Here is a 12,113-nt window from a genome sequence, read left to right as displayed (position 1 = left end):
GTGACTTTCGTCCTTTAACTCTTATTGAGTTTGGCCGGTCAAGACTCGCTCATTACATCATGTACACGAAAAGATGTAATCTTTTACAAATAAAGCAAAACAACCATACTTTATTCCATTGACCGCATGCCGTTTCAGCTGCTCTGCAACATGGCTGACATTAAAGCACCTTGGACTATCATTCAGGCAGTATAGCTTTCATCCTTGTCTGCGCTTTTCACCTCGATATTCATCTTCGCCTAAGCAGCTTTGGCGGATTATACCTTTAATCACATGCTATTGTCCTCAAACCAGTTTCCAAGTTTAAGTTAGTGATCGGTGACAGAGTATTGCCTGCGAGTTTTCTCTGCGGACTTGCTAATGTCCGGATTCTTATCTGCCCTTATGGGCGCACTTGTTTTACATCTCCGACCATGAATAGATTTCCGTCATATTCTCCATCTGACGTAACCAGATTTAAAATGGACTCCTGTACAAGGTTTGTGTCCTGATATTCGTCGACAAGCACTTCTTTGAACTGTTTTCTGTACTCCTCAGCAGCTTCTGAAGGTTTAAGGATTTCTCCGCTCTTCTCATCTGTTAAGATATCTAAACAGTAGTGTTCGAGGTCAGAAAAGTCCACAAGGTTTTTTTCCGTTTTTTCTGCAGAAAACTTACCGTCAAATTCTTTCACCAGCTCCACTAGAGTTTCGGCATATTCCTTCATATCCTTTATATCCTGTAAATAGTGCTCTGGCTTTCTAATGAATAGCTCTTTTTTTAAATCTTCCAGGATTTTTTTTGCCTTATTGCGCAGCTTTGCTGCCTGATCAACAAGATCTTTATTAAAATCTGCACCGGAGCACCTTTTGGCTGTTGAAAACTTCCAGTTATTCATTTTTTCGTATAATGAATTCCAAGATTGGCCGCTTGCCTCAATCAGCCCTTCTGCAATTTCCAGATCAGCAATGAAATTTTCTGCTCTCGGAGCCGGTCCCCCTGGCACTTTAGTCAGCTCCATTCCCTGCTGAAGCAGATCCTTTACGCTTTGAAGCTTAAGGCCGATATCAAAGAGCAGTGTCTTATAGAAAGGCAAATCTTCAATCGATGATCCTTCTGGCAGTTCATACATTGAAACAGTACGATTCAGCCATTCGCCGGGATCAGGATGAGCTCTTGAAAAGTCATGCAGTGTCCTGATCATTCCCTGCAAGGCATCATCATTCCTGTCACTTGTGTAGGCATCCACCAGCCTGAAAAAGCGTTCATTATCACTTCTCCCGTATTGTTCTTCAAAAAGCTCCTCTAGAACTTCATCACGAAGCAGCTCCGCCTCCGCCGAATCAGCAATTCTGAAGCCGGGATCTATTTCGGTAAGATAATAGTATTTGCGGATCACTTCAAGACAAAAGGAATGCAGTGTCGAAATCGATGCCCTGTTAATCAGGCTGAGCTGTTTTCTGAGATGCTGTGACTGCGGATTTGACCGGATGGCCTTCTCGAGTGCATCTCCGATCCGGTGTCTCATTTCCGCCGCAGAAGCATTCGTAAATGTTACTACAAGCAATTCATCTACATCCATCGGATCTTCTTCCGAAAGAACCTTCTGGATGATGCGATTGACGAGGACTGCCGTTTTTCCTGAACCGGCAGCAGCGGCAACCAGAACATCCTGATCTTTTGCCCAAATGGCCTTCCATTGTTCTGCTGTCCAGTTTTCATGTTCCGGCATAGCCGGAATAATTGTTTTACTCATAACCCTTTATCTCCTCCCTTAACAAGCTGAGAACATCTTCCTGTTTTCTTGGCAGAAGAATTCTGAAATCGTTATCCTCTAACGATTGATCGAATTGGCACACCGTTTTAAACGAACAAAATGTACAAGGGGTTTTTTCCTTTAATTTATATGGAGCTATATCAACTTTCCCCCCTGTTATGCCATCTCCGGCACTTTGGTATACATTCCGCACATGCCGGTTTAACATCCTGAACTCTTCACTGCTCGCAACCTTTGAAACAGACTGCAGGGTTCCGTCTTTTTTAAAACCGGCCGGTATGATATCCGAACTCCCGTTCACGCCAATTTCAAGATTTTTATCCATTAATTGAACAACACTTGGATCTCCGAGCACCAGGCCCTTCATTTTAAAGTTCTTTAAAATAGCGTCCTCTATTTCATCCAGTCCAAGCATCCCGCTGCTCTTCACCACCGGATTGTGGACATGGAAGTACAGCACACCGGCAGGAGATGCTTCCTTGCCGATTAATGACTTCGAGTGGGTAATAATGATATCAAGATAAGTAAGCATCTGCAGGGACAGACCGTAATAAACTTCGCTCATATTTAATTCTTTTTCGCTTGATTTATAATCAAGCACCCTCAGATATGTGCCATTGTCCTCCTCAGCTTTATCAACGCGGTCAATTCTTCCTACAAGCTCCATTTTAGTGCCATTTTTCAATGTAAAGGAAAGCGGCGGAAGCTCTGCATTCCTGCCAAATCCAAGCTCAAGGCCTATCGGAGAAAAACCGCTCGCCTTTGCATGTTCGCTCAGCACGATAGAAGCCCTGCCTATGACGTTTTCAAGCTTTCTTCTTAAATAATGATGGCGGTTTGAACTGAGCAAAATTTGGTTCTGCAGTTTCGGGGCAAGGTTTTCAACAGCTGCTTTAGCCAGCTGCAGGCACTGCTCCTTGGTCAGGGAAGACCATGCAATGTGATTTTGATATAAATGCTCTGAAATGAGCTTTAGGGCAGCATGAAACATCTCCCCAATGTCTGGGGCATCAAGGCGGTAAATCTTCCTGTCCTGCAATTTCAGCCCATGTGCCGCAAAATGGGAAAACGCACAGCTATTGTACATTTCCATCCTGGATACACTTGCAAGAATGCTGTCCCCGTATAGTTTTTTGCTTGTATCTTCATTTAGTGTCTTGACTTTATTCTGATAGAAAAGGCTTGATAGCACACGGGCTGCCCGGGGTTTCACTTGGCAGTCATCCATATAGGCATTGTACACATCCCACCATAACGGTTCGATTGGATAGCCCCGCTTTTGTAATTGAAGCTGAGCTGTCAGATAGGAAAGGGCGACATCATAATTCGCTGCGAATCCCGCCTGCGCATCTGCATCGAGATCAGAAGGATCATTCATATACACCAGTTCAGATACATTTGGTACAGCATCTTTTACTCTTTTAATATATGAAGATGGCAGCAAAGCCTTACCTTCTTCATCTGCCATCGGATATGACAGGTAAAGATCGTGTGATGGAGTCGTGAAGGCCTTATAAGCAGTAAATTCTTCATCCAGAAGCCGTATTTTGGAACCTGGTGCCACTTCCAGTCCATTCGCAGTGAGGTTTTCCCTCTCACTGTCAGAGAAGATGCCATCTGAAGCAGCTTTACCCGGCAGCACTCCTTCATTCAAACCTATTACAAAGGCTGCCTTAACAGAATCAAGCCTGGACAAATCCAGGTTCGCCACTAAAACCTGGTCAATCGCAGGAGGAACGATGGAAAACTTCATCGTGTCCATTCCTGATTCCAGAATTTGAGAGAATTGCTTGATGGTTAATTTTTCATCACCCAGTATTTCAACGAACTGATCGAGCAGATCCACAACAGCTTCCCATGACTGTTCATGCTCTCTCGCTGAAGCCAGGTCACCCTCTTCCTCGGATTCACCTTTCAGCTTTTCCAGTTTCTCCGGAATGTGCAATTCCTCCAGATACAGATAAAGAGCTTCACAGAATTCCCGGCCATCTTCTGCTCGTTTTAACCTTCTCGCAAGCCTTAGTACAGGCTCGGTAAAAATCTGCTTTAAGCCGTTCAGCTCCTCTTCCTGCTGCATTTCTTTGTCAGTCTGCATGCGCTCCTCAAGCTCAAGTCCCCTGATTCTCCGGTAATGCCATCTGTCCTTGGAGGTCCATTTATTTCCCTTAATGCCTCTTGAAAGAACATAGTTCTCCAGACGGTCCACCTGTTCACGCATGTCATGATTGCTGTTTTTCAGAGGAAAAAGAAGCTCCGTCTTTATAGCACGGAATACTGGCTCATACCTCCAATTGGTAATCAGAATCTCCAGAGTAGAGCGTATTAATTCAATGAGAGGATGATTAAGCATCGATTTTTTTGAATCAATGAATATAGGAATATGATAATCACGGAAAACAGTTTGAATAATATCATGATACGCCTGGCCATTGCGGATGAGGATGGCAATATCCCTCCACCTGTATTTCTTATCACGGACCAATTCAAGTATGGCGCGTGCCGTGCCTTCCGCTTCCGCCCTTCGGTTCACTGCCTGTGCGATGGTTATATTCCCATGTTCATAGAAAGGTGCTGCCGGACGGATATTGAAATTCGATTCTAAATGTAAAAGGCCTGGACTTTGCTTAAATCTCACACCTTCATTCAAATGTAAATCTTCTTCAATATCGATGCCCATCCCTGCAGCAGCCTGATATACGCTGTAATAAGTACTTCCAGTCTGGCGGAAAAGGCTCAAATTATCAGGAGGCGCAAGCTTATATGGCTTGTCAGTGCTGAGTGCAATAGTGACATTGCGGCTCAGTTTCATTAATTGTGCTACAATCAGCAGCTCTTGAGGGGTAAAGCTGTAAAAACCGTCAATGTAGATTTCGGCATCCGCGATATAATCAGACTCCCCAAGTTTTTCTGCGAGCAGTGTAAAATAATCTTCCGAATCCAGATACTTGCCAATAAGCTCATCCTCGAAAGCCTGGTAAATCAGTTCAAGATCGTGCAATTTATCCTGCAGTGCCTTAGAATCTCCGCCTTGCTTATGGGCTGCATACTCCTTGATTTCATTCGGGTTCAGGCAATATCTTTTAAACTCTGTCAAAATATCTTCAATTTGCGCGATAAATCCCTGTTTATCAGCAGAACGCCGAAATAGCGATAAATTCTCTTTTTTGTCTTCTATGATCTTTCTAATCAGCATATTGACGCCAGTGCTGTCTAAATGCATCCTGCTCATGCCGCCTGTATCCTGCAGCACGCGCCAGGCAAGGCGGCTGAAACTGAAGACCTGGGCCCGGATCATTCCTCCGAGACCGGGTGTTGAGATTAATTTATATTCAGACAAAAAGGTCATCTGGTCCGGAACAAGGTAGATCAGCGGATTCCCTCCAGGATCATCTTGCAGTTTATTGCGGATTTCATCCAGCATCACTGAAGTTTTTCCCGTTCCTGACCTTCCAGTAATAAAACGAAGCGACACTATGCAGCCTCCTAGCTCTCCCACTTTATTTTCATATTTCCCTGCTATTATCATATCAGAAAAACAGCCCTTTTTTCTTTAAAAGGAGCCTGCAATTGCTGGCATTTTTTCCTGTGAAAGAAGAATCACAGCGCAGCGCCAGCTCCCTGAATGGCACCAGCATTCCCGCATAGCTTAGGTGCCTGCACATCAGGCCGATGAATCATCATTGAAAGATTTATCATTTGCTGTACCTGCCAGAATCCTGGTACGCCGAATTAATAAGTTCCTCTCTTTATTTTACTTTGTTTCCCGCTCTGAATCCAATCGTATGTTCGTGTTTTTTTGGTAAATCCTGCTTTGTGTTAAGTCCATGCTGGTAACACAATCTTAAAAAATCAAAACGCGTCCTGCTGATCCTTAGCAGCACAATAAGACTTGTAAGCCGTTTCCGTCCCAGCTATCCCCTAAAATTGGCGGAAACAGAATTTAGCATAGACTCTCACCTAAAGCAGCTTAAATAATCTTTGAGTTTATTCTTATCTAATTGAGCATATTTGCTTTCATTTGAACTTTCTTTTGAACAACTTGCCATAAAAACTGAAAATATCATTATAAAAATAGCTCTGTTAAACGACGCTGTTGATTTTTAATAAAAGAAAAAGGAACCTATTATGGTCCCTCTAATATTCACTTATTACTAAAGCCTCCGTTTGTCTAGGTGTATTCGTTCACAATGCATAATTAATTGGTTCATTCATTACAGGAATGCTCCCCTTTACTTCCATAGAATCTCAACATAAAAAGGCATTAATCCTTCTTCGATCAACACCCATAGTTGAATAAAAACAATATTTTTAATTATTTTTCGGTCTTAAAGAAAGTGATTTTTCAATAACTGCAGACAAGTCTAATGATGGATACTCAGTTTTTATTAATTCATAAACCTCTTGTATAATTTCCTCTAATTCACTCACACTTTCTTTAGGATGTGTTAACAATATAGATTTAAAACGATTAAAGGCATCGTTGGGAGCGATTATCATAGCTTCTAATGAATGTTTCTGCCATTTAAAAGCTGGATGATGTACATATATTCGGTTTAGGCCAAAAAGTATTCCCATCAAGTTTGTTTGTACAGAGACTATTACTTTATAAAGCATCAGCCAATCTTCCCTTTTAAGTAAAGCTTCTCGGTTATTCCATCGATTACCTAAATAGATGTTATCATTTATCATTGCTACACTTAAGTCTTTGGGATAAACCTCAACTTTTTTCTTAAGATTACTTAATATTTCTTCTCCGTAAAGTGGAATACCATCATAAACTGTTGATATAAGGCATTGTTTATCTAAATCTGTATCAAATCCTAAGATTACATCATTAATTATATTTTGAATTGTTGAAGTCAAAAAATTACTTATTTCTAATTTAACACCGTCAGTAACATATGTTTCAGACCATTCCTCTTCCTCATAAGGATGAAAATCAATAATTTTTCCATTAACAGAGTTAATGGGGAAATTCCTATCTACGTCCGTTGGGCCTTCTTTCCAAAATATAAACAACTCAATATCAGAATATTCATCATTCCAGCTGCGGGAAACAGAACCTCCGAGCAATACAGCTTCAACTTTTGGATTCTGCATATAAACTTTAGATAGATTTGACGCTAAAAGCTTTAAATTCAAAATCTCACTCCTATTAACTAATCTTGGCTTATATATATAATTCGATATTAAGGTTTGATTCTCCTTTAATATAGAAGACCGATAGTGGCTTATCGAGCTAAACTGCCCTATTAGCGCATTAAAAAAAATAGCTCGTATGCACTCCTTTTAATAAATAACGCGCATGTTAGTTGATTAATAAAAAACAATAATGTTCTTTAACAGAGCCTAAAAACTAAAAATTTCGGATGATTAAAGCGTACACCGCTTTTTATCAGGTTCTGTGATGCTTGCTCTTGACCATTAAGATTCGGCGGACGTTCACCAATCCTGCTCACCGCAAAGCGTCTTTTGCCCCACTCAGATATACTTACAAAACCTATCAATTAGACGCCATTAGTTTTGCTAAGTTTCACAATTATTCAAGATTAAGATATGACTCAAAAGCAAAAAAATTTTTAAAAAACCTTTTAGTTATGGAAAGGTGAAGATTTACGCTCCAATCAACCCTTTTTAACAAAAAGATTGCCTCACAGAACTCATAAAAAACAACAATCTTTAAGAAAACAGCCATAAAAAAAATAAAAAAAGCAAAAAACCATAAACTGCAGGTCTTTTGCTTTTTTATCACCATTCAATTTCCTTTAAAATTCACGTTAAATTCCCTTATTGGCCAGTATCTCATATCAACCTTTCCGACCACCTGCTTATATGAAATGTAGCCAAAGTGGCGGCTGTCCATGCTTTCTAGCCGATTATCCCCCATTACGAAAAGCTTTCCTTTCGGGACGGTATTGGTATCCGTCACATCCTTCAGCGTGAAATCGCCAGTCAGCAGCTGGCCTGGAAAAGGATGTTTGAACCTTTGAAGATATGGTTCAGCATACCGTACACCCTTTATATACAGCTGATCATTTTTATAAGCAATGGTGTCTCCAGGAAGGCCTATTACCCTTTTAACATAATCTTCTTTGCTGTTTGCATGAAAAACAATTACGTCAAACCGCTGAATATCCTTCATTTGGTATCCAATTTTATTCACAACAAGCTTATTTCCATCCTGAAGGGTAGGCTGCATAGACTTGCCATCCACTTCATAGCTTGAAAAGAAAAATGCACGAATAAGGAGAAAGAGCACAAAGCCAATGATGCCTGCTTTAAACCAATCAAACAAAGGGTCTTTTTCTTTTTTTTTCATCCTTATGCCTCCATTAGCCGATAGCCTGTTTCTAAGATATATTAACCATTCTCCCTCTTCATGCTCTTATTTAATCTGCCTTCAATTAATTTTCCTGCGTACCATAGAATAAAAATAACTAAAAACACAATGAATGTCCTGACAGGCTTATGTATCAGCGATTTCAAATCATAACCAACAAAGCTTATCGTAAAGATCATCACCATTTTCCCGCCCAGAACTGCGAGAATATACTGCATGGGCTTTACTCTGGATAACCCTGCCACAATGTTCACAACCGCAGATGGAGTGAACGGGAAGCAAAGCAGCAAAAACAATGGCCCAAATCCATGCCTGTCCACCCAGTTCATTAATTTTTGGACTTGCTTATGTTTGTGAAGAAACTTTAAAGCTTTTCTTTGACCATATTTCCTGAATATCCAAAATACCAGCAGCGCCCCCGTAATGGCACCAATCCAGGAAAACAAAAAACCGAACCATAATCCAAATGCGCTGGCATTGGCAAAGACAAACACGAAAAGAGGCAAAAACGGCAAGAAAGCCTCAAGCATCGGCAGCAGTATCCCCGGGATCGGGCCGAATGATTTATATTTCTGCATCAATTCCAAAATATAATCTAAGGTAAACCATTCCTGAATCATGTCAAAGTCCATAGTTATCTCCTTAAGTACACAGGCTATTCCATTCATTTTCTGAGAAGGTATAGTCCAGAGTCAATTGTATAACTTAGATATATCACTTCTCCTTCAAAATGCAAGAATTATATGTAACTGGTCTATTTTTTTCTTTCCCTAACTTTCTGTTTCATAAGCATGATAAGATGCCTTATTACCCGAAATGACATAGATCAGCAAAAATGCGCCTGCTAAGAAAAGGGTAATACATATAACAGACAGTCCTTCTTGAAGGACCATCTTAGTAAGAGCGGAATGAATTTCCTGCCCGGGGAGGCTTGCATCCATGCTGTTTATTGATTAATATAAATACAGGAACATATGTTCTAAAATAATTTTCATCCTACATATAATTGGATGGGAGCTGCTTCTTATTTCATGGGTTTATTAATCCGATAATGGTGAATATTTAAAGCTTATTGATCTCACCAGATATTTGTATAAAGCAGTCCAAGTCCAGAAAGCTGAAAACATAACGAACGGATTATTAATAATTTGCGCTTTTTTATTTTTCAGCCAATTAAGCTGCTGATTTCTGAAATCCGCTGACTGAAGCGGTGGATTTCACCAAAGGGATCAACTACAAAAAAGACACCGCAGACACAGGCTAATAAACAAAGCCCATTTCATAACCGGTGCATAGACAATCAAGAAGGGAGTTGAAGCTCCGTGACCCGTATACCCGAAAAAGAAAGAAATATTATCGAGCAGGCTATTTATCTTCCAATGGTCATCACGATATTAAACCGCGATTTAAAAATCATTGATGAAAGTCCCTTTAAGTTAAAAAAGCCATACATGGAACTCGTAGAGGAAGCACTGAGTATGGCACAAAAGGATTTAATGGACGTGCGAAAGCACCTGCGCAGGGAAAATATCAAAGTCAGTGAGCTGAAGAGAGATCTTGATTTTACGATGTATTGCTTTCTTTACCGAGGCTATGAAGAGCATCATAATTATTTCAACCCTAGGCTGCGCAACCGGGTAGAAGAATTACTGGCATTTTATCTCTTTAAACGACTGATGGAAGCTGCCAAAAATAATGCCCGGCAATGAAAGGATGAAGAGTTCAGCTTGCTCTTCTGTTTGATGTGTTTATCCTTTTACTTGTGATGCCATAATTTCCTTGCTGGAGGTGCGCAGTAACTGGCGTGCCGGGATACGTACGGTAAAACCAGGGAAGAGTTTCTTATGAATCATTTAGAGGGGATGGAACAATCAAACCTTGCGGCATTGAGTTAATGAGGAATTAAAATTTGTTGTTTCAGGATAAATCCGACAGCTCCAATATATACAGAAGCAAAAAAGGTAAGAAATTCCCTCATTCTTATAAAGGAAGCCTGCTGTTATTCCGTCTATGAATATTCTAAGCTTCCCTTTTTGTTACCTTTTCCGGTTTCCTGGAGTATATGCAGACGAAAATTCCGAGGCCTCTGAGTTTCCTGAACCTGTAAAAAGATAGTAGGACTTTCTTTCGCTTTCTTCTATCCGCTGGGTCAATTTGGCCTTTAGCTGGGCGGTTCTAAGAACCTGATTCCCAAATGAGCTGCTTGATACAGGCACTTCTATATTCTGTTTACTTCTAAAAACTACTTTCGTATGTGTGGAATCTTTGCGGTTATATCTTGAAACATGTGAATGCGACAGCCAAATGCACTTCGGGCGCATGGGAGAAGTGGTCGGGAAGAAAAAAACTGAGCTTGTCGGATCGATGGCAATCGGTGCTTTATGGGTAATGCCAATCAGCTCTTTGGTTCCGTCTTTTCTGCCTTCATAGCTGCTGCCAAAATACTCGCAGCTTTTTTTAATAATATCGATAGGTTTAAATGGAGAAATAAACTCATCTTCCACTTCTATTATATGCGAGTAGATTTTGCTTCCATAATTTATGGGCATGATCAGTAAGGTGAATGGAGATATCTCATATTCTTCTATATGGCTCGGCTTGAAATCTGTCATAAAACGCTTCCTTCCTAATATCTTTTTTCTCATCATACCATAAATCTCCTACTTTTCTCCTAAAATTAACAAAATATTGTAATTTTTTTGGATATTTTGTCATGTTTTGAATGAATATATGTTAAATTTTCTGAATTATCTAACAAGTTATTTTATATAATAAAGAAAAGAATGTCAGGAGTGGTTATCTTGAAAAATAATAAATCCTATTCCGACCTCGTTAAAGACTGTTATATGAAAAAACAAAAACGAGAATCCTCCCTTAAGGAAATGTTCATTGACATGATTATTCACGAAGCGCTCCTTAACAGTAAAAAAGACGATTTAGAACGCAAACTAGATGATGCACTGGATAAAAAGGACAAGATGCTGTTCATGGAGTTAAGCAGCGAACTGAAAAAACTTCTTTTGTCGTTCGGCACTTAAGCCACTATAACAGCATCATATGGCATTAGCTATTCCGGAGCATTCATATAATGAAGGCCTCTCCAAGTATGGAGAGGCCTTTATTATGTTATGACCGATGAAATGATCCCATCACTTCTGCGGTTTCTGTAATATTAACAAATGCTTTCCCATCAACATCATTAATCATCGTCTTCACATCGGTTAATTGATATCTTGTAATAACAACCATGAGAATCTTCTGTCCTTCTCCGGTATATGCTCCCTCTCCATCAATCACAGTAATGCCCCGATAAAGATTGGAAAGCAGCTTGCCTTTCATTTCTTCGCCCTTTTTGGTAACAATCATTAAAGTAAGCTTGATATGATTGGTATGTATCGTATCAATGACCTTTCCTGTTGCAAAGATTGCAACCATTGTATTCAAAGCAGCATCCCAATTAAATACAAATCCGGAGGCGATGACTACAATGCCGTTCATGGCAGAAATGAGAGCTCCCAATGGGAAATCTCTTTTCTTCGTCAAAAGCATCGCCACAATATCAAATCCGCCTGAGGACCCTGAAGCCCGGAAAATCAAGCCAATTCCAATACCTGTAATAACCCCCCCAAATAAAGAAGACAAAATAGGTTCATGTGATATGGCATGCACCGGAATCAAATACAAGCTGACAGACAAAACCATTACAGAAAGAATGGTAAAGAGAATAAACTGTTTCCCTAATTTAAACCATCCTAAAATCAGGAGCGGCAGATTCAGCAGGAAATTTAGAATTCCAGTATTAAAGGGAGTAATGATCCCCAGCATAATGGCAATTCCGCTTAATCCGCTGCTTAAAATCTGATGCGGGATAAGAAATAAATTATAGGCAACTCCAACGATGACCGAACCCAAAATGATGTTGAATATCTTATACATAACTGATCCCCTTGCATACGAATTAAGAATTTACTTTATTATAGTAAAGAAACCATAAATATTAAATATAAAAGTATTTTC

General features: G+C 40.0%; 9 protein-coding genes. 2 read left to right on the top strand and 7 right to left on the bottom strand.

The window, feature by feature from the left end:
• Window positions 1-382 precede the first annotated feature (382 nt).
• From BIV59_RS03830 to BIV59_RS03805, 5 genes are all read right to left on the bottom strand, one after another.
• On the bottom strand, window positions 383-1,735 hold the full coding sequence (locus BIV59_RS03830) for a UvrD-helicase domain-containing protein (RefSeq protein ID WP_071350129.1): 1,353 nt from the start codon (window positions 1,733-1,735) through the stop codon (window positions 383-385).
• On the bottom strand, window positions 1,728-5,228 hold the full coding sequence (gene addB / locus BIV59_RS03825) for a helicase-exonuclease AddAB subunit AddB (protein ID WP_071350128.1): 3,501 nt from the start codon (window positions 5,226-5,228) through the stop codon (window positions 1,728-1,730). The genes BIV59_RS03830 and addB overlap by 8 nt, the downstream gene beginning before the upstream one ends.
• A gap of 836 nt (window positions 5,229-6,064) precedes the next feature.
• Window positions 6,065-6,898 (bottom strand): DUF4037 domain-containing protein, encoded by an 834-nt coding sequence (locus BIV59_RS03820; RefSeq protein WP_071350127.1) that lies wholly within the window; start codon window positions 6,896-6,898, stop codon window positions 6,065-6,067.
• Window positions 6,899-7,511: 613 nt separating this feature from the next.
• The gene (lepB, locus tag BIV59_RS03810; RefSeq protein ID WP_071350125.1) at window positions 7,512-8,075 is read right to left on the bottom strand and encodes a signal peptidase I; all 564 of its coding nucleotides are present in this window, start codon (window positions 8,073-8,075) and stop codon (window positions 7,512-7,514) included.
• A gap of 41 nt (window positions 8,076-8,116) precedes the next feature.
• Complete coding sequence (locus tag BIV59_RS03805) at window positions 8,117-8,728, bottom strand: TVP38/TMEM64 family protein (protein WP_071350124.1); 612 nt, start codon at window positions 8,726-8,728, stop codon at window positions 8,117-8,119.
• 690 nt (window positions 8,729-9,418) lie between these two features.
• Between BIV59_RS03805 and BIV59_RS03800 the strand changes: the two genes are divergently transcribed.
• Entirely contained in the window at window positions 9,419-9,805 is a 387-nt protein-coding gene (locus BIV59_RS03800; protein ID WP_071350123.1) for a YhjD family protein, read from the top strand.
• Between the two features lie 327 nt (window positions 9,806-10,132).
• Here the strand turns inward: BIV59_RS03800 and BIV59_RS03795 are convergent, their stop codons facing one another.
• Entirely contained in the window at window positions 10,133-10,744 is a 612-nt protein-coding gene (locus BIV59_RS03795; protein ID WP_240501847.1) for a competence protein ComK, read from the bottom strand.
• A 153-nt stretch (window positions 10,745-10,897) separates the two neighbouring features.
• Between BIV59_RS03795 and BIV59_RS03790 the strand changes: the two genes are divergently transcribed.
• Entirely contained in the window at window positions 10,898-11,134 is a 237-nt protein-coding gene (locus tag BIV59_RS03790; protein WP_170846076.1) for an IDEAL domain-containing protein, read from the top strand.
• A gap of 88 nt (window positions 11,135-11,222) precedes the next feature.
• On the opposite strand, the gene BIV59_RS03785 is transcribed toward BIV59_RS03790, so the two are convergent.
• Window positions 11,223-12,032 (bottom strand): YitT family protein, encoded by an 810-nt coding sequence (locus BIV59_RS03785; RefSeq protein ID WP_071350121.1) that lies wholly within the window; start codon window positions 12,030-12,032, stop codon window positions 11,223-11,225.
• Between the last annotated feature and the right edge of the window lie 81 nt (window positions 12,033-12,113).

The sequence above is a fragment of the Bacillus sp. MUM 13 genome (assembly GCF_001866725.1).
In the GTDB taxonomy this organism is placed as follows: domain Bacteria; phylum Bacillota; class Bacilli; order Bacillales; family DSM-1321; genus Peribacillus.
The sequence above is the reverse complement of the archived record's forward strand: the minus strand, read 5'-3'. Positions and strand labels throughout refer to the sequence as shown.

Bases quoted from the DNA above. Each gene is read 5' to 3' on its own strand.
- lepB (WP_071350125.1), bottom strand. From the start codon at position 8,075: ATGAAAAAAAAAGAAAAAGACCCTTTGTTTGATTGGTTTAAAGCAGGC.
- BIV59_RS03785 (WP_071350121.1), bottom strand. From the start codon at position 12,032: ATGTATAAGATATTCAACATCATTTTGGGTTCGGTCATCGTTGGAGTT.
- BIV59_RS03805 (WP_071350124.1), bottom strand. From the start codon at position 8,728: ATGGACTTTGACATGATTCAGGAATGGTTTACCTTAGATTATATTTTG.
- BIV59_RS03830 (WP_071350129.1), bottom strand. From the start codon at position 1,735: ATGAGTAAAACAATTATTCCGGCTATGCCGGAACATGAAAACTGGACA.
- BIV59_RS03795 (WP_240501847.1), bottom strand. From the start codon at position 10,744: ATGATGAGAAAAAAGATATTAGGAAGGAAGCGTTTTATGACAGATTTC.